This window comes from Microvirga tunisiensis, from assembly GCF_009296175.1.
Taxonomy (GTDB): Bacteria; Pseudomonadota; Alphaproteobacteria; order Rhizobiales; family Beijerinckiaceae; genus Microvirga; species Microvirga tunisiensis.
Window position 1 is genome coordinate 1 of sequence record NZ_VOSK01000130.1, and the last position, 17,862, is coordinate 17,862.

Annotated in this window: 11 protein-coding genes; 6 read left to right on the forward strand and 5 right to left on the reverse strand. The window is 64.6% G+C overall.

Annotated features, from left to right (window positions below):
• Positions 1-1,409 precede the first annotated feature (1,409 nt).
• From FS320_RS24355 to FS320_RS24375, 5 genes are all read left to right on the forward strand, one after another.
• Complete coding sequence (locus FS320_RS24355) at positions 1,410-2,489, forward strand: calcium:cation antiporter (RefSeq protein ID WP_202882891.1); 1,080 nt, start codon at positions 1,410-1,412, stop codon at positions 2,487-2,489.
• A gap of 102 nt (positions 2,490-2,591) precedes the next feature.
• The gene (locus FS320_RS24360) at positions 2,592-3,611 is read left to right on the forward strand and encodes a patatin-like phospholipase family protein (RefSeq protein ID WP_162003208.1); all 1,020 of its coding nucleotides are present in this window, start codon (positions 2,592-2,594) and stop codon (positions 3,609-3,611) included.
• Between the two features lie 3 nt (positions 3,612-3,614).
• Complete coding sequence (locus FS320_RS24365; RefSeq protein WP_244627336.1) at positions 3,615-4,871, forward strand: efflux RND transporter periplasmic adaptor subunit; 1,257 nt, start codon at positions 3,615-3,617, stop codon at positions 4,869-4,871.
• Entirely contained in the window at positions 4,868-7,966 is a 3,099-nt protein-coding gene (locus FS320_RS24370; protein WP_152714510.1) for an efflux RND transporter permease subunit, read from the forward strand. The genes FS320_RS24365 and FS320_RS24370 overlap by 4 nt, the downstream gene beginning before the upstream one ends.
• A gap of 43 nt (positions 7,967-8,009) precedes the next feature.
• Complete coding sequence (locus FS320_RS24375) at positions 8,010-8,717, forward strand: carbonic anhydrase family protein (protein WP_152714511.1); 708 nt, start codon at positions 8,010-8,012, stop codon at positions 8,715-8,717.
• A 300-nt stretch (positions 8,718-9,017) separates the two neighbouring features.
• On the opposite strand, the gene FS320_RS24380 is transcribed toward FS320_RS24375, so the two are convergent.
• The 5 genes from FS320_RS24380 to FS320_RS24400 form a co-directional block, all read right to left on the reverse strand.
• On the reverse strand, positions 9,018-10,745 hold the full coding sequence (locus FS320_RS24380; protein WP_162003209.1) for a tannase/feruloyl esterase family alpha/beta hydrolase: 1,728 nt from the start codon (positions 10,743-10,745) through the stop codon (positions 9,018-9,020).
• Positions 10,746-11,090: 345 nt separating this feature from the next.
• Positions 11,091-11,897 (reverse strand): nucleotidyltransferase domain-containing protein, encoded by an 807-nt coding sequence (locus tag FS320_RS24385; RefSeq protein WP_152714513.1) that lies wholly within the window; start codon positions 11,895-11,897, stop codon positions 11,091-11,093.
• Between the two features lie 257 nt (positions 11,898-12,154).
• Positions 12,155-13,783 carry an adenylate/guanylate cyclase domain-containing protein gene (locus FS320_RS24390; RefSeq protein WP_152714514.1) on the reverse strand — a complete coding sequence of 543 codons (1,629 nt, stop codon included), beginning with the start codon at positions 13,781-13,783 and terminating at the stop codon, positions 12,155-12,157.
• The gene (locus FS320_RS24395) at positions 13,780-14,154 is read right to left on the reverse strand and encodes a response regulator (RefSeq protein WP_152714515.1); all 375 of its coding nucleotides are present in this window, start codon (positions 14,152-14,154) and stop codon (positions 13,780-13,782) included. The genes FS320_RS24390 and FS320_RS24395 overlap by 4 nt, the downstream gene beginning before the upstream one ends.
• Before the next feature lie 36 nt (positions 14,155-14,190).
• Positions 14,191-16,575, reverse strand: a complete 2,385-nt coding sequence (locus tag FS320_RS24400; protein WP_152714516.1) for a hybrid sensor histidine kinase/response regulator — start codon at positions 16,573-16,575, stop codon at positions 14,191-14,193.
• A gap of 272 nt (positions 16,576-16,847) precedes the next feature.
• On the opposite strand from FS320_RS24400, the gene FS320_RS24405 reads away from it, so the two are divergent.
• A complete protein-coding gene (locus tag FS320_RS24405; protein ID WP_152714517.1) occupies positions 16,848-17,582 on the forward strand; it encodes a DUF4386 family protein in 735 nt (244 codons plus the stop codon).
• Positions 17,583-17,862 lie beyond the last annotated feature (280 nt).

The window sequence follows — 17,862 nt, forward strand, 5'->3', positions numbered from 1 at the left end:
ATGCGTTTGCCCGGCAAATGCGGCTCCATCCGATCCCACTGGTGATCTTTCAACATCAGACGAACTCCGCTCACCCAAGCCTCCGCGCCCAAAAGGAGCTTGAATCAGATTTGCGAGTCCGTCGAAAGCCTGAATGTCAACGCGCTCTAGGAGCACGTATGCTACGCCATCGAGCCACATCGAGGGTCAACGGAAGGAGCGGCAGGACGAGAGGTCCGGACGTCGCGCTTAGGCACGCTGAATACGATGACGATGACTATCCCATAGACGGTCTTGCACCTGACGATCTGCCAGTACGGGACATCACAGAGCATCAGGAGGAATGGCACACAGAAGGCAGGGCGAAGACCAAAGCTCTGGGTAAGGCTACGTCGGGTTCTGCTGATGTTGCTCCAGCTGGGCGTGTCGACAACCCGTCTGAGATTGCTCCCTCAACACAGGGCACACTCCGAGACCACGAGCCTGCTAGCGAAACACCTTCACCCGAGTCGCACGTCGAAGAGGCTGGAGCCACAGAGCTTCCTACTCAGTACCTGTTGCCGGGACTTGAGCCTGATGACGCCTCAGGACCCAATCATACGCGAAAGCGTCAAACGCGCTCGAGGCGAGCGCGGATGTCGTCAAACAACAGCGCCCTCAGGGCGGCTCAGATGGAACTATGGCTGGATACTACCGACGCCTCACGTCCGAGACGTAGCCTCACTCGCGACCGAATCGGGCCGCCTCAGCCAGACTGAGCTTCCGTCGCTGTTACCCATTTATTATCCCGCTATCTAAGTCAAAGGTGCGGCAGGGAAACGGAAAATGAGTAAGCTATTGTAAAGGCTAGCGATCTTGGGAAGGCTCGAACTTCCGGCCTACGGTTTAGGAATCACAGGCTCGGAGCTATCTGGGGCAGAATGTTACAGAAATTCTGCCCCAGATAGCTCCGCATTCCGCGTGAACGTCCCTTTATGGCACAGGGCCGACCTTAGCCGTACATCCGCTTTGGATAGGATCAGCGGACATTCCTGTTAGGGAGCGAAGTTCACCGCCTGACCGAGGCCGTGTCAAAACTCAGACCGCCCTGATCTCGACGAACTATTTGTACAAGTTCACGCTTCTGTACCGGAGATTTCTCGGTCTGTCGGGGCTTATAGGAAATTAAATTGCTCCACGGAGCGGCCCGTCCGCGTTTTGACACAGGCTCGACCCGGTGCGGACATTCATGAAATCCGCAGCCCTTGGGAGTGGATGGTGCCACGTGGGCCGAAGGAGGGGGTGACGGGCTATCCCGGACGCGGGCCAGCAGGCGGGGGTCATTCGGCGATGACGCGAGGCGGTCAGGGAATAGGTACACTTGCCTCACTTCCGTCAGTTGTCGACGCTATTCTCAACCCGCAGACATGGAACGCGAGGCTGGTTTCGGCATGACCGCGGAACGGATGCCTTGGTGGGCATGGACTTGGCCTGTCGTCGCTTGGGTCGTCCTCCTATCGGCGCTCCTCGTGGGCCTGGGTGGCCCGATGGCCGCAGCGGCCGGGGCCATCCTCATCGCCACCGTGTTCGCAGCCGTGTACCACGCCGAGGTCGTTGCCCACCGCGTCGGCGAGCCGTTCGGCACGCTGGTTCTGGCCATCGCCGTCACCGTGATTGAGGTGGCCCTCATCGTCTCCGTCATGGTCGCGGCTGCGGGCGAGAAGGCCGGGCTGGCCCGGGACACGGTCTTTGCCGCCGTCATGATCGTGATGAACGGCATCGTCGGCCTGTGCCTGCTCTGGGGCGGTGCGCGGCATCACGAGCAGGGATTCCAGGTCCAAGGGGCCAGCGCCGCATTGGCCGTCCTGGCGGCGCTCACCACGCTAACGCTGGTTCTGCCGAACCTCGTAGCCAGCATGCCTGGTCCGGGATTCAGCACATCGCAGCTTGTCTTCGCCGGGATCGTCTCGCTGGTGCTCTACGGCGCGTTCGTCTTCATCCAGACCGTGCGGCACCGCGACTACTTCCTCCCGATCGAGGCCGCCGACGAGGACGCGCATGCGCCGCCGCCGTCCAAGCGGATGGCTGCGGCCAGCGTCGGCCTGCTGCTCGTCGCCCTCGTGGCCGTCGTGGCGCTCGCCAAGCCCCTGACCCCGACGCTGGAGGTGGTAATCGCTTGGCTCGGCTTGCCCAAAGCCGTGATCGGAATCGTCATCGCGGCCATCGTCCTGCTTCCCGAAGTCCTGGCGGCCCTCAAGGCGGCCCAGGCGAACCGATTGCAGACCAGCCTGAACCTGGCGCTCGGGTCGACCTTGGCGGCGATCGGGCTGACGATCCCCGCGGTCGCCGCCGTCTCGATCGTGCTCGGCCAGCCTCTCGAACTCGGACTGGGCGAGAAGGACCGGCTCCTGCTGGCGCTGACGCTCTTCGTCGGCGTCATCACGCTGGGCACCGGCCGGACCACGGTGCTCCAGGGCGCGGTCCACCTGGTGATCTTCGGGGCATTCCTGTTCTTCGCCGTGGTGCCGTGAGGCCAGGTTGAGGGCGAATGCCCTGGGCGGATTTGCGCGTTTGGATTCACCTTGCAGTCCTGTTGCCGCGTGGCTCCGGGGAAGAGGGAAGGAATGCACGCCATGAACCGAAGTCCAGTCTTGATCGATCTTGCCCTTCAGGGTGGGGGATCCCACGGGGCGTTCACATGGGGGGTACTGGAGCGCCTCCTCGAGGAGTCATGGCTTCGGATCGCGGCCATCTCCGGCACGTCGGCGGGTGCGATGAACGCCGCCGTGCTGGCGGATGGCTGGCTCCAGGGCGGCGCCGAGGGAGCCCGCAACGCGCTTGATGCATACTGGCAGCGGGTGTCGCACGCCGCGGCGTTCAGCCCGTTGCAGCGGTCACCGTTGGACCACCTCATGGGCCGGTGGTCGCTCGACACGTCCCCGGCCTATGTGGCGATGGATCTGATCTCGCGACTTTACTCGCCCTATGATCTCAACCCATCTGGCTTCAACCCGCTGCGCCGCATCCTGGCCGAGAGCATCGATTTCGAACGCCTGGACCGCTCCCCGATCCTGTTGTTCATCACAGCGACAAGTGTCCGGACCGGGCGCGGGCGCATCTTCCGGAACGGCGAGATCACGCCCGACGTGCTTCTCGCGTCCGCCTGCCTGCCGACGATGTTCGCCGCCATTGAGATCGATGGCGAGGCCTATTGGGACGGCGGCTACGCGGGCAATCCCACGATCACGCCGCTGGTGCGCGAGACTGACGCCCACGACACCATCCTGGTGCAGATCAATCCGCCTGAGCGAACGGAGGTGCCGCGCACGGCCACTGAGATCCTCAATCGCCTCAACGAGATTTCCTTCAACTCGTCCTTGATGAAGGAACTCCGCATGATTGCACTTCTGCGCCAGGTGGCCGATCCCGGAAAGGGAGAGGGCGCGCGCTGGGCCCAGATGCGGACGCACCGGATTAGGAGCGACATGCTGGCTGACTTCGGGGCATCGTCGAAGCTCAACGGCGAGTGGGAGTTCGTGTCGATGCTGCGGAACGAGGGACGCCGGGCCGCAAGTGAGTTCCTCGATAACAGCGCCGACGACCTCGGCAAGCACTCCACGGCCGATCTGGATGCGCTGCTGGCGGAGTGCTGAACCTTGGCCCGTAGCGGCCTCCTTTCCTTTCAGGCATCCGGCCAGTGTGCTAACCTGTCAACGACGGGTTCCTGGACCTGCCGACATGCGATCGAGACATCTCGCAGGGTCCGCGGACCCTGCGAGCGCCGCTCACGCGCTCAGGAGGATGCCATGGGCACGTCCGTTGGCGCCGTCTCAAGCATTCCGGGACGCACTGCTCCTTGGCCGGCACTGATCCTCCTCGCGCTGCTGAGTGCGTGCCAGCAGGCTGAGGCCCCGCCACCGGACATCCGGCCGGTCAAAACCGTCACGGTGGAGCGCCGCGCCGACGAGCAGTCCGTCTCCCTCACGGGTCAGATCCGAGCCCAGGACGAGGTCAGCCTCGCCTTCCGGACCGACGGCCGCATGCTGGAGCGGTCGGCCAATATCGGCGATCAGGTCAAGCCCGGCCAGGTCGTGGCGCGGCTCGACCCGCAGAACCAGCAGAACGCCCTCCGCTCGGCCCAGGCCAGCCTGTCGGCCGCGCCGGGGCAGCTCACCCAGGCCAGGAACACCTTCGAGCGCCAGCAGGGACTGCTCCAGAAAGGCTACACGACCCGGGCCCAGTTCGATGACGCCCAGCAGGCGCGGCAGACCGCCGAGGCCCAGGTCGATTCCGCGCAGGCGCAACTGCGCAATGCCCAGGACCAGCTCGGCTACACCGAACTCCAGGCCGACGCACCCGGCACCGTGACCGCCAAGGGGGCGGAACCCGGCGAGGTTGTGAAGGCCGGGCAGATGATCGTCCAGGTCGCCCGCCAGGGTGGGCGGGACGCCGTATTCGACGTGCCGGCGCACCTCGTCCGCATGGGGCCGCGCCAGGCCACCATCACCATCGCATTGGCGGACGACCCCAGCGTCAAGGCCATCGGACGCGTGCGGGAGATCGCGCCACAGGCCGACCCGGTCACCCGCACGTACCAGGTCAAGGTCGGGCTGACGGACCCGCCCGAGGCCATGCGCCTCGGCTCGACCGTGGTCGGGCGGGCCTCGGCGACCTCCGGCGAGGTGATCGAGGTTCCGGCAACCGCCCTGACTGAGGCGAACGGGCGCCCGGCGGTCTGGGTGGTCGATCCCGCGACGCAGACCGTGGCGCTGCGCAACATCGACGTGGTCCGCTACGACCCGGCCAGCGTCACCGTCTCCCAAGGCATCGAGGCCGGCGACGTGGTCGTCACCGCCGGCGTCCAGGCGCTGCGCCCGGGGCAGAAGGTCCGCCTGCTCGGAGTGACGTCATGAGACTGAACCTGTCCGAGTGGGCGATCCGCCATCGGTCCTTCATCGTCTTCCTGATGCTCATCGTCATGGTCGCGGGGATCGGCTCCTACCTTGCCCTGGGGCGAGCCGAGGACCCGGCCTTCTCAGTCAAGACCATGGTGGTGAACGCTGCCTGGCCCGGGGCCACCATCGAGGACACGCTCCAGCAGGTCACAGAGCGCCTCGAGCGCAAGCTCCAGGAGACGCCGCACCTCGACTACCTGCGCAGCTACACGACGCCCGGCCAGACCACGATCTTCGTCAACCTGAAGGGTGAGGTGCGGGCCAGGGACATCCCGGACATCTGGTATCAGGTCCGCAAGAAGATTGGCGACATCCGCAACACCCTGCCCCAAGGCGTCGTCGGTCCGGGGTTCAACGACGAGTTCGGCGACACCTACGGCCTCATCTACGGATTCACCGCCGACGGCTTCACCCAGCGCGAGCTGCGCGACGCTGTCGAGGATGCCCGCTCGCGGCTCCTCCAAGTGCCGGACGTGTCCAAGATCGATGTGGTCGGGGCGCAGGACGAGAAGATCTACATCGAGTTCTCGACCGAACGGCTCGCCGGGCTCGGCCTCGATCGCAACGCCCTGGTCGCGGCCCTTCAGGCGCAGAATGCGGTCACCCCGGCGGGGGTGGTCGAGACCGGCAACGAGAAGCTCCTGATCCGGGTGTCGGGGGAGTTCCGCTCGGAGCAGGATCTGCTGGCGGTCAACTTCGTCGCCAACGGCCGCGTAGTGCGTCTGGGCGACCTTGCCACGGTCCGGCGCACCTATGGTGACCCGCCGCAACCGATGTTCAGGGTCAACGGACAGCCGGCCATCGGGATCGCGATTTCCATGCGGGACGGCGGCGACGTGCTGGCGCTCGGCCGCAATGTCGCGACCGCGATGGCGGCGATCCGGAGGGACCTGCCCGTCGGCATCGAGCCCGTGCTCGTGGCCGACCAGCCGGTGACGGTCGAGCACTCGATCAAGGAATTCATGAAGACCCTGTGGGAGGCCGTCGCCATCATCCTGGCGATCAGCTTCATCAGCCTCGGGCTGCGGGCCGGCGCGGTCGTGGCGCTGTCGATCCCGCTGACCCTCGGCATGGTGTTCATGACGATGGAATACGCCGGCATCGACCTCCAGCGGATTTCGCTCGGTGCGCTGATCATCTCCCTCGGTCTCCTGGTGGACGATGCCATGATCACGGTCGAGACGATGATCACGCGGATTGAACAGGGCGCGAGCAAAGCGGATGCCGCCACCTTCGCCTACACCTCGGTCGCCTTTCCCATGCTCACCGGATCGCTCATCACCGTGGCGGGCTTCGTGCCCATCGGCTTCGCCCGCAGCTCCGCAGGGGAGTACACCTTCTCGATCTTCGCCGTGGTCGCCATGGCGCTCATCGGGTCGTGGTTCGTCGCCGTCCTGTTCTCGCCGCTGCTCGGAGTCTGGCTCCTGCCGAGCCAGGCGAAGCACGCCCATGCCGAGCCGGGGTTCGTGATGCGCGGATTCCGACGCTTTCTCGTCGGCGCCATGCGCATGCGCTGGGTCACGATCGTGGTGACACTGGCCCTGTTCGGGCTCGCGCTCTTCGGGATGCGTTCCGTCCCGCAGCAGTTCTTCCCGGCCTCCGACCGCCCCGAGCTGCTCGTCGACCTCAAGCTGCCGCAGAACGCCTCGATCTACGCGAGCGAGGCGGTGGCCGGCCGGCTCGACGGAATCCTGAAGGGCGACGGCGACATCGACCACTGGAGCACCTACGTCGGCCGCGGCGCGGTCCGGTTCTATCTGCCTCTGAACGTCCAGCTTCCGAGCGACTTCTTCTCCCAGGTGGTGATCGTGACCAGGAGCCTGGAGGCGCGGGAGCGGGTCCATGCCCGGCTTGAGAAGATCCTCGAGACCGAGTTCCCAAGCGTGGTCGGCCGCGTGTACCCCCTGGAGCTTGGGCCGCCGGTGGGCTGGCCGCTGCAATATCGCGTCACCGGCCCCGACGTGAACACCGTGCGCGAGACCGCGTTCAAGGTTGCCGACGTGATGGGCTCGGCTCCCTACGTCCAGAAGATCAACTTCGAGTGGATCGAGCCGGCGCGGACCTTGCGGATCCGCGTCAACCAGGACGAGGCCCGGCTTCTGGGCCTGAGCTCCCAGGACGTGGCGCAGGCCATCAACGGCGTGGTGACCGGCGGATCGGTGACCCAGGTGCGGGACGGCATCTATCTCGTTGACGTCGTCGTCCGCGCCGGGAGTGAACAGCGCACCTCGCTGGCGGCCCTGCGCAACCTCCAGCTCCCCTTGCCGAACGGCCGCACGGTGCCGATCACCCAGCTCGCCTCCGTCGACTACGGTCAGGAGTATCCGCTGGTTTGGCGCCGGGACCGGGTGCCGAGCCTCGTCGTGCAGGCGGATGTCGCGCCCGGGGTTCAGTCGGCGTCGGTCGTCAGGGAGCTTGCATCCAGGATGGACGAGCTGAATGCGACCCTGCCCAGCGGCTACCGTGTGGCCGTCGGCGGCACGGTGGAGGAGAGCGCCAAGTCCCAGGCGTCGGTGATCGCGGTCGTGCCCCTGATGATGGGATTGATGCTCATCCTGCTCATGGTGCAGCTCCAGAGCTTCCAACGGATGTTCCTGGTGCTGAGCGTTGCGCCGCTCGGCCTGATCGGGGTCGTCCTGGCGCTGCTGCTGGCCAACAAGCCACTCGGGTTCGTGGCGATCCTGGGCATCCTGGCACTCGTCGGCATGATCGCGCGCAACTCGGTGATCCTGATCGACCAGGTCGAGACCGAGCGGGCACACGGGCTGCATCCCTGGGACGCCGTCGTGGAAGCGACGGTGCACCGCTTCCGGCCGATCCTGCTGACCGCGGCGGCGGCGATCCTGGGCATGATCCCGATTGCCCCGACGGTGTTCTGGGGGCCGATGGCCTACGCGATCATGGGCGGCCTTGCGGTTGCGACCGGGCTGACGCTGGTCTTCCTGCCGGCATTGTACGTGGCATGGTTCCGGATCAACCCGCCCGCCGAGACGAACGTGTCCGAGCAGACTTCCGAGGCAACACTGGCCCTGAAGGGCGCGGCAGCAGAATGATGACAGCGACGATACGGCGTCGGCTCCACAGAGGGAGGGTGAGATGTTGTCACGACGGCACTTCTGCTGCGCGGGAGCCTTAGCCGGCACCGCGGTGAGTTTCGGGAAAGCGTTTGCCGCCGATCAGTGTGTGGCGACGACCCAACAGCGGCAGGCGGCGCTGAGCCCCGACGATGCTCTGGCGGAGCTCAAGGCTGGCAACGAGCGTTTCCTGTCGCAGAATATGCGCAACTGCGACCTGCTCGCTCAGGTCAGGTCGACCGCAGGTGGGCAGTTTCCGTTCGCGCTGGTCATCGGCTGCATCGATTCCCGCGTGCCGCCGGAACTGGTGTTCGATCAGCGCATCGGCGACATCTTCAGCGCGCGCATCGCCGGCAACGTCGCCGACGATGACGTCGTCGGCAGTGCCGAGTTCGCCACCAAGCTGGCCGGGGCGAAGCTGATCGTCGTGCTGGGCCACAGCGAGTGCGGCGCAGTCAAGGGCGCCATTGATGGAGCCGTGCTCGGAAAGCTTACCGACCTGTTGAACCGCATCAAGCCGGCGATTGAGGCCAATAGGGATGCTCCCGGGGAGCACACCTCGAAGAACAAGGACTTCGTGCAGCAGGTGGCGACGACGAATGCCAGGTTGGCTGCCCAAGGTCTTCAACGCGACAGCGAGGTTCTTAGGGATTTGGTCGGCCGGAAGGATCTCAGAATCGTCGCGGCGATGCATGATGTCGCCAGCGGGCGCATCATGTTCATGGAATGAGGACCGGCGGTGGAACGAAGGTCTGGTTCTGGCACGAGGCGGACGAAAGCCGAACTTCCGCAGCTCTTAGGGTAAGCTGACCTTCACAAAGCCACGCTCAATGGCTCAGTTTGACCCACAGCGGAAGTTCGTTGGCTTTGGCAAGACGTCTTTGAACCGGGTTAGCCTTCAGAGACGATGGCGCCTTCCGTGCACCACATGTGGAAAGCGAGCATGATTGCAGAGCTCGGCGGGCTGCGGAAGCAGTTCCACGGTTCCGCCGAGCCGGGTTTGTGTGCTTGTCTCCAGGAGCCGCCACAGTCACGGGGCCGTGCAGGTAAAGCTCTCGGTTGCGCGCTGATCACCTGACCCGTTATAGCGCGGATAAAGAGGCCAACGGCACATCGGCCGGGATGCCGTGATGGAGTACGGGGGCTTCGCCTCATGCGCCGTGAGCCTCAGCATGTCGGCCGGTGCTCGTCCTTGCTCGACCCACGCGTCAAGCTCTTCCAGCAGGTTCACGTGGCTCGGCAGGGGCGTCCGGTCGATGCCACTGAACACTCGTCCCGTATGATTGGCCCCTGGGGTCAGATAGAGACGCACGAAGCGATCCGTCGTCTCCTGTCCCATGCGTGCAACGACCGAGCGGTAGTACTCGATCCCCGCATACGGGCTCTGTGCGTAATCGGCCATGTTCTCTTTGAGGATCAGCTTGCCGCCTCGGGTCAGGAAAGCGGAGAGATCGGGATTGGTCGCATCCATCAGCTCCGACACCGCGCGCATGCGCTCCGTGTAGGCCGCAGGATCGAAGCTGCGCGGGTCGAGCTTCGGGTCACGAGCGATGAAGTATCGCATCGCCCCACCGCCGTAGTACCAGATCCGCCCCTGCCGATTGGGGGCCGGAAGCGGCATCTGTGGCGCCTCCGGCCCGGTGCTCCAATCGAGCATGCCGCCCGGCTGGTCTTCGCCGCCGTAGCCGAAGGCCGGATAGGTGGTGAGGCCATTGGCAAGGTCGAAGGGCAGTTGGTAGGGCGTGCGCAACGCCTGCATGGTTGCGACCTGCCGGTCCGACAGGCAGGACTCGCCGCTGTCAGCACCATCGGGGCAACGCAGTGCCTTGACGTCGAAGGCCTTGGCGCAGGCATCCGGATGGCTGATGAGCCCGTCGGTGAGCCCATCCAATCCGTCGCAGGCGGTCAGAACGCCTCTGCGCACGGCGGCGACCTTGGCCGCGTTGAGCCATCCTTCCTTCTGCTGCATGGTGCCGCCGCGGTAGGTGCCCGAGGCTTGTAATGCAACCCAGTTGATCACCGGGACGGCACTGACGATACCGTCGTAGTCGGCCGGATAGCGCTGCGCGACGACGAGCCCCTCCCGACCGCCCTCGGAGCCACCGAAATAGTAGGTGCGGCCCGGCGGCCGACCATAGAAGTCGCGGATCAGCGCTACCGCGACGTCACGGGTCTTCTTATACGAAGCATGGGCGAAGTTGGTTAGAGCTTCCTCGTTGAGGGCGAACGCCTGAATCTCGGGGAGGCTCTCCTCCTGATGGCCGGAGTCGGTTCCAAAAGTGGCATAGCCCTGGAAGAGCGGGGTTTCCGCGCCGGGCGGGGTGTCGCGCAGCGCCGCAAGGCCGGTGATCAGGATGCCGTTGAAGCCGCCTCCGCCGTACTGCACCGCCTTGCCGTTCCAGGTGGACGGCAGATTGAGTTGAAACCGGATGGCTGGCGCGTTTGAGTCGACAGGAGCAATGCTCCCCAGGATCTGGCAGTACTCCGGTTGCGCCGGCGTGAAGCCGCCCCTCGCATCCTGTCCGGCGGGGGTAGCCGCGGTGAGTTTGGCTGAGGCAATGGTGGCGCCCTTCGTCGGCAGTCCGATAGCATCTGCGGCCACCGTTCGGCCCGTCAGGGCGGCGCAGGATGCAGCCTTCTGATCCTGCGCCTGGGCGGAAGCACTCCCGAGCATGAGCAAGGAAAGGGCGCTGGCGGTCAGCAGGTCGCGTTTCGCGCAGCGGAAGCGTTCGGATGCGCCGGTGTGGGGGTGAGGCATGGGCGTTCTCCCAGGTTTTATGCCGAGGAATAGTCTTCTCATGTCGGCTCCGTCAGCAGGGCCGAACTAGGACGGAAAATTAGAACATGTACGTGGACTCACCCGGCAAGAAGCATGAGGGTCGGCGTGTGGGGTTCGCCAGGGCAATCATGAGCGTTCCTCTTGCTTCCGGCCGGTCATTGACTGACTCCTTGGTCGGCTGAGCGGGCATGAGGTTAACGGACCAACCCGAGCCGGCAATGGATAAAGGAGCCATTGCCTTGAACAATTCGAACATTTCGGCTTTACGCCGGTTCCGTAAAGGCAGTTACGGGTAACTCGCCTCAAGGAGCCCCAGCGGCCAACTTACAATCTTGCTGCATTGTCAGCCTCGTGCCCTAGGAACTCGAACAGGGCTTGGGGCATGCCTTCCACCTCTGAGCGCGGTGGCTCGTCTGCACGGAGCGTAAGATAAAGGTCGATGGCAGCAACCAGACTTGCCTTCACCGATCCAAAATCATGGCGTGCGACTGTAGCGGCCAGTTGCCCCGTGTCATCAAGCCCATACGCCTCTACGCGTCGCACACCGCGCTGCGGGCGCCCCGCACGGCGGTGGAGCATGGGGCCGAGAACCTGATCCCGAAAGAAGGCGAGCATGCTGATGGCCTCGAACAGTTCCTCTCGCAGGGCTCTAGCGGCTCCGTAGTGGAGCCAGATCCAGGCCCGGGCCTCAAACCAATCCGGATCCCGGTTCGGCCAGGAGATTTCCGCCTGGTCCAATCTTTCCTCGACGGCCCCTTCGTCCCGTGACCAGAGAATGATCGGACGCTCGACCAGCTGATCCAGGTCCGACATCGTGACGAACTTCAAGTCGATATGGAGAAGTTCGGGCCCATAGAGGCAGATTAGGAGACGGGGCTCCCCCACGTGCTCGCCCGTGAATGCACTCAGCAATGACCCGAGGCGGCGAGCGATGTCCATTCTGGACGCAAGCACCTCAGGGTAGGAGTCGTCCTCGACGACGACGACGAAGTCGAGATCGGAGAACTCATCCATGCCGCCGTGGATCAGGGAGCCGCCGGCGAGCAGGGACTGGATACGAGGGTCGGTTGAGAGGGTGCCGCGGGCCTTATCGAGGAAGGCGGCATGGAATGCGGGGAGCGTGCCAATCATCTGTTCCTCCACGCCTGGACTTCAGGATACGCGGAAAGGGGATGAGTCCACACAAGCCTTCCGCGAAATGCAGCTTATAAACCGGGAGCGTCTCTTAATGGCACTTCTCGGAAGTCAGCCGAATGTCTGCTCAAGCGGGGAACACCGGACCTTCTTGAGAAGCACGGAGCCTACGGTGCCGGCCCGGTCCTCCAAGGCAATCTATTGATTACGCTAAGGCGGCAGGCGGATGCCACTGCTCGACAACTGACCAATCTCTACCTCCTTCTCTCGGTCAGGAATGCCGTCGTAATCCGCCCCTTGCCCCGGATGTTGATGGTGCCGCGAGGCTCGAACTCGTAGCGATGCTCAAGGGCGACGCGCAATTCGTCCGACACCTGGATACGCCCGGGGAGGCTACCGTCCTCGAGCCGGCTGGCAACATTCACCGTGTCCCCCCAGACGTCATAGATGAACTTGTTCCTGCCGATCACTCCGGCAACCACCGGGCCGGCGTGCATCCCTACCCTCGCTCGAAACCGAATCTTGGCATCGTAATTGAGCCGCTCGAGCGTCTCGAGCATTTGCAGGGCCAGCTCACCCATGACCTCGGCATGGTCCAGTCTCGCCTCAGGCAGACCCGCGGCGGCCATGTAGGCATCGCCGATGGTTTTGATCTTCTCGATGCCCAGGCTTGCCGCGAGGGTATCAAAGGCGGAAAAGATCCGGTTGAGGTTCTCGACGAGGTGACCTGGTGCGATCCGCGCCGCCACCTTGGTGAACCCCACCAGGTCGCAGAACAGGATGGTAACGTTCTCGAAGCGGTCGGCAATCACCACCTCGCCGCAGTTGAGGCGGCCGACGATCTGCCCGGGCAGGATGTTGCGGAGCAGGGCGTCCGATCGTTCCTTTTCGGCTTTGAGCTGTGCCAGGTAGCCAAGCTCGCGATCATGCCAATGCTTCCGCTCCAGGCAGGCATTGATGCGGGCCCGCAGCAGAACCTGGTCGAACGGCTTGGGCAGGTAGTCCTCGGCACCTGCCTCGATGCAGCGAACGATGCTGGCCGTCTCCTGAAGGCCCGAGATCATGATCACCGGGATGTCCCGCAGCCGCTCGTGCGCTTTGAGCCGCTCCAGAACCTGGAGCCCGTTCATGTCGGGCATCATCAGGTCGAGCAGGATCAGGTCAACGTCCTCAGTGTCGAGAATCTGTAGGGCTTGCCGACCTGACCGAGCTTCGATCGTCTGATGACCCTCGCGCTCAAGCCGGCGCAGGAGAAGTCCGCGATTGCTGGCGTTGTCGTCGACCACCAGGATCCTGCCCGTTTCGCGCGGGCGGTCCCGGGACGTCTCCGGAGGGCGCATCGCAAGCAAGGGATCGACCGCCATGAGCCGCATTCGTTCCGCCTCAGCCTCGGCCACTGTGGCTTGGTATCGAGTAAAGTTGACGATCCAATCGAGACTTTCGAGGAGGCGGGCCGCCTCGGTTAGGAGCCGCTCCAGGTCTTGACGCAGCGCGGTCCCGCCGAGATCCGCGACGTCCTCGAGCAGCATCTCGCCGTAACCCTTGATCACGTTCAGGGGGTTGCGGAGGTCGTGCAGGAGGCGCTCCTGGAAATGCGCCAGGCTCTCTCCCTCATGACGGGCTGTTGCGGTTCCGGCATCGAGCAATCCTTCGACGATGCCGAGCAGGGCCTCGGCCGAGGCCAGAACCCGCTCGATGTCCGGCATGATCGACGACAGCCCGAGCCGATCAGTCTCGTCGCGAAGGATGTCGGCATAGCCGGCGATCGCATTCACGGGCGCGAGAAGCTCCTGCCGGACGTGGGCAAGGCGCGCCCGCTCGCGATCATCGCGGACGAGAGGCACGGGCGATCCATTGTCCGCGGGCGGTGGCTCGCGCTTCATTCCGGATCCCCCCTCAGGAGGTGCTCGATCTTCTCGAGCAGGCGTTCCAGCTCGATCGGCTTGGTGTCGTAGTCGTCGCAACCGGCCGCCATGGCCTTCTCCCGGTCGGTCGACAGGGCATGCGCCGTGAGGGCAATCACCGGGACCGCCCGCGTCTCGGGATCTGCCTTCAGCCGCCGCGTGACCTCCCAGCCGTCGATGACCGGCAGGCTCATGTCCATCAGGATGAGGTCGGGTTTCTCCTCGGTGGCGGTCTTCAGCCCCGTGGCGCCATCATCGGCAATGAGGACCTCGTATCCCTTGCGCATGAGCCTGCGCGAGAGCATGTCCCGGTTCATCTCGTTGTCTTCGACCAGCAGGATCGTGGGCATGACCTTCTCCGGTGTTCGGCCAAGGGAAGCGAATGGCTAGCGGGCAGTCTCCACGGGACGGCGTGAGGCTCCCGTTCCCCTGCCTTTCGCGATCATGTCGTGAACGACGCCGACGAGCTCGGACCGCTTGTAGGCTCCCTTCTGGAAGACCCGCTCGGCATGCTGGTTCAGCCACGAAACCTCCTCGGAGGTCAGGTCCTTTGCCGTGACGACCACAACCGGGATATCACGCCAGGCGGCCTCCCGGCGCATCGCATCGAGCACCTCGAACCCGTCCATCCCGGGCATCATCAGGTCCAGGACGACCGCGGCAGGCCGGGTCCGGCCGAGAACGGACAGCGCATCCGAGCCGTCGGTGGCTTCGGCCACCGACCAGCCCCGCTTCGACAGGATCCGGCGCAGCATTTCGCGCGTGATCGGGTCGTCGTCCACCACAAGGACCGGGGTGTCGCCGTCGCCGGCATGGAAGCGCCCCAGAACCCGGAGCAAGGCATCCGCGTCGACAGGCTTTGTCAGGTAGTCCGCGGCTCCGAGGGCATAGCCCATCTCCCGGTCCCCCAAAACCGTGACCAGGACCACCGGGATGCCTCTCAGGTCCGGATCGCCCTTGAGCTCCCGCAACACCGCCCAGCCGTCGAACTCGGGCATGATGATATCGAGCGTGATGGCGTCGGGCCGCACCTCCCGCGCAAGGCGCACGCCCTCGCGTCCACCGGCCGCATGCACCACCCGATACCCGCGTGCCGCGAGCTCACGCTCCAGCAGGTCATGCGTGGCGCGCTCGTCGTCGATGACCAGCACCGTGCCCGCCGTACCCTCGGCCCGTCCAGCCGGCAGCGCCTCGCCGGTGCCAGGGCAAACCGCCGGGAGGGTGACGATGAAGGCTGAGCCCTTGCCGTGCTCGCTGCGGACCGTCACGTCACCGCCGAGCATGAGGCAGAAATGCTTGGTGATCGCCAGCCCGAGCCCGGTTCCGCCATAGTTCCGGGTCGTCGATGCATCAGCCTGGCTGAACGCCGAGAACAGTTTTGTGATCTGTTCTGGCGTCATCCCGATGCCCGTATCCGAGACCTCGAACTCGATCCAATCGCCATCCTCCCTTGCAAGACGCCTGACCTCGAGTGTGATCCGGCCCTGAGTGGTGAACTTCGTTGCGTTGCTGAGCAGGTTGAAGAGGATCTGGCGCACCTTGGTCTGGTCCGAGCGCATGGTGCCCAGGTCGGGCGGGTGGCGGACGACGAACTCGTTGCCGTTCTTCTCCATCAGGGGTCTCACGACCGCCCGCACCTCCCCCAGCAGGGCAGGCATGTCGAGGGTTTCGACGAAGACGTCCATCTTGCCGGCCTCGATCTTCGACAGGTCCAGGATGTCGTTGATCAGGCCCAGCAGATGCTTGCCGGCCGAGCGGATCTTCTCCAGGTCCGGCCTGAGCTCTACTTGACCGAGATCGTCGACCTCCTCGAGGAGCATCTCGCTGTAGCCGTTGATGGCGTTCAGAGGCGTGCGCAGTTCGTGGCTCATGTTCGCCAGGAAGGCTGACTTGGCCTTGCTGGCGGCTGCCGCCTCGTCGCGCGCCCTGCTCAGGCTGATGGCATATTGCTCCAGAGCCTCCTCGTCGGCCCGGACCTTCCTGGCGATCTTGTGCCCGTAGAACGTGACCCCGGCGACCATCAGGACGATCAGGGCACCGATCAGGTACTCGAACCTCTTCAGGTATTCGGCCGCCGCAACCTGGTCCAGGAAATGCCGCTTCTGGATCTCGCGGACCTGCCCACTCAGGCCCGCAAGTTCCGCATTCACCCGGGCATACTTGCGGTCCATCGTGGCCATCCGCTGGCCGGCCTTGTCCGTCTCGCCGGCGCGGAAATAGCCGAAGATCAGGTCGGCTTCGGCGGACATGTCGTTCATGGCGGCCGAGACAGCCTTGAGCCTGTTGAGAAGCGGCTCCGCCTGTTCCGGTGTGACGGAGGCCATGAGATCGGCCCGGGTGGCCTCGAGCTGCCTGTTGAAGACCACGAGCGCCTCGTCCCTGCGCGTGGTTTCCCTGGCCATGTCGCGGGTGTCGAAGACGTCATTCCCAGGCGCGTTCACCTCGGAGGCGACCTGACCGAGGTCGGAGAAGCTGGCAAGCCGGTCGGCCCAGAGCTGGTTGATGGCAACGGAGTCGGAGTAGATCTCCATGATCCTGTGATTGAGGGCGAGGCTTCCCGCCACTGTCAGGATGTCGAACGTAGCCAAGGCGAAGTAGATCAGGTGCCACTTCGGTTTGCGGCGGGCGGAACTCGGCTCCCGGCTGATTGCTTGCCTTGCCCGGGCAACTGCGCTCCGAAGGCTTGGCCACTCGTGGGCCTCTTGCCGGGTTGGGCTTGCGACTGTGGAGGAGGGGACGACCGTATCATCCGCGGGATCTCGGGTGATCATCCTGGCGATCTCCGTTACTGAGCAACGCCACTGAAGGTGCACACCCAGGATCCTGCGCGAGGCAGTTCCCCAAGTGAGTGCCAGTCAGATCCCCGAGCCAAGGCACGTCTTGCAATGCCGAAGCTTATCACACAGCTTCCTGTTTGCCATCCAGACGGAAGACTAGCCCGAGACGGATCATGGCGCCGCCTCCACCGGCGTCGGTCAGGACATCGTCCTCGGCACGAGAGGCGGTTCTCAGACCGGATGCGGATTGGATGAGGAGCATGGTGATGACCAACAGAACCTTCAGCCCCCGTACGGCGCTGCGCCTTTCGGCCGGGCTGCTGCTCGCGGGACAACTCCTGTACATCGTGGTCACCCAGTTCCACGCCGGTGGGGACGCCAACAACCATCCCGCCATCTTCGCCGCGTACGCCGGCAACCGGATCTGGACGGCCGTGCACCTCGGCCAGTTCGCCAGCATGGCGATCCTGCTGGCGGGGCTGCTCGCCCTGTTTTACGCCCTGGACGTGCAGGCTGGAATGGCACGATGGGCGGGTTGCTTTGGTGCCGCTTCGGCGGTGGCGGCACTAGCGCTGTACGGTGTGCTCCAGGCGGTGGACGGGGTCGCCCTCAAGCAGGCCGTGAACGCGTGGGCGAGCGCCCCCGATGCCGAGAAGGCGGCGCGCTTTGCGAGCGCCGAGACCATCCGCTGGCTTGAATGGGGACTGAGGAGCTATCACGATTTCGCACTGGGCCTCGCTTTGCTCCTGTTCGCGGCCGCGATGGTGCGGACGGCTTGGGCTCCGAGACCAATAGCCTACCTGATGGGGCTCTCCGGCCTTGCTTATCTGGTGCAGGGCTGGGTAGCTGGCTCCGAGGGCTTCTCGCCCACGCATTCAGTCGTCATTGTGCTGGCCTGGGTCCTGAGCCTGATGTGGATGATCTGGCTGGTTGTCGTCGCCTGGCGAATGCAGGGTTCGGAGCCGGCCGATGAAGGTGGGGATCTCACCGCCGCCATCTAGCTGTCCTGCGGTGGGTTCCCGATGAAGCCTGTCCCGCAACTACTCATGTTGGTGAGGTGAGAGAGGTCTCCTAATGGGATGGTCCGGCCGTGCTTCTGCCCCGCTTGTTCGTAAGCTGTGGGGCTTCGAGCCATGCAAGGAGCACGTCTCATGTGTAGTAGCTGGAACTTGATCTGACATTTGGCGTCCGAGAGTTGGTCGGGCTCATCTGTCCGATGATGTTTTCAAGCGGCGATCATCTTCTCCTTCGCTAACGGGATTGCATCGAGGAAGGTCTGCA

Bases quoted from the DNA above. Each gene is read 5' to 3' on its own strand.
- FS320_RS24370 (WP_152714510.1), top strand. From the start codon at position 4,868: ATGAGACTGAACCTGTCCGAGTGGGCGATCCGCCATCGGTCCTTCATC.
- FS320_RS24405 (WP_152714517.1), top strand. From the start codon at position 16,848: ATGACCAACAGAACCTTCAGCCCCCGTACGGCGCTGCGCCTTTCGGCC.
- FS320_RS24380 (WP_162003209.1), bottom strand. From the start codon at position 10,745: ATGCCTCACCCCCACACCGGCGCATCCGAACGCTTCCGCTGCGCGAAA.
- FS320_RS24390 (WP_152714514.1), bottom strand. From the start codon at position 13,783: ATGAAGCGCGAGCCACCGCCCGCGGACAATGGATCGCCCGTGCCTCTC.
- FS320_RS24385 (WP_152714513.1), bottom strand. From the start codon at position 11,897: ATGATTGGCACGCTCCCCGCATTCCATGCCGCCTTCCTCGATAAGGCC.
- FS320_RS24360 (WP_162003208.1), top strand. From the start codon at position 2,592: ATGAACCGAAGTCCAGTCTTGATCGATCTTGCCCTTCAGGGTGGGGGA.
- FS320_RS24400 (WP_152714516.1), bottom strand. From the start codon at position 16,575: ATGATCACCCGAGATCCCGCGGATGATACGGTCGTCCCCTCCTCCACA.
- FS320_RS24355 (WP_202882891.1), top strand. From the start codon at position 1,410: ATGACCGCGGAACGGATGCCTTGGTGGGCATGGACTTGGCCTGTCGTC.
- FS320_RS24395 (WP_152714515.1), bottom strand. From the start codon at position 14,154: ATGCCCACGATCCTGCTGGTCGAAGACAACGAGATGAACCGGGACATG.
- FS320_RS24375 (WP_152714511.1), top strand. From the start codon at position 8,010: ATGTTGTCACGACGGCACTTCTGCTGCGCGGGAGCCTTAGCCGGCACC.